Here is a 507-nt window from a genome sequence, read left to right on the forward strand (position 1 = left end):
CCTTAGGCATCCCCCAGACGCCCTTTTGCTGCGTGTCTGTCACGCTTTACGTAAGTAAGTATTCATCACTAGATAAACTAGTCTTGGTTTTCTATCATCATGAATCACCTAAGTGATTCAATCTCTCCCTGTAGGTCAAAGAACAGCTTGTCCACTCCGTGGAGCGGACAATGTCCTCAACAAACGCCAGCACTTAACTCAACCACTTCATCTGCTCCGAAGAGACAAACAAATCGGCTCCAAAAAGGAGGTGTTCCAGCCGCACCTTCCGGTACGGCTACCTTGTTACGACTTAGCCCTAGTTACCGAGTTTACCCTTGCCCGGCTTTGACACCGACCTTCAGGTCCCCCCAACTCCCATGGCTTGACGGGCGGTGTGTACAAGGTCCGGGAACGTATTCACCGCGCCATGGCTGATGCGCGATTACTAGCGATTCCAGCTTCATGGGGTCGGGTTGCAGACCCCAATCCGAACTGTGACCGGCTTTACAAGATTGGCATCTCTTT

1 rRNA gene is annotated in these 507 nt (G+C 51.5%); it reads right to left on the bottom strand.

Annotated elements, in window-relative coordinates:
- Positions 1 to 243: 243 nt before the first annotated feature.
- Positions 244 to 507 (bottom strand): 16S ribosomal RNA (locus ACYU8Y_RS16115); the annotation flags it as partial.

The sequence above is a fragment of the Spirosoma humi genome, from assembly GCF_054776575.1.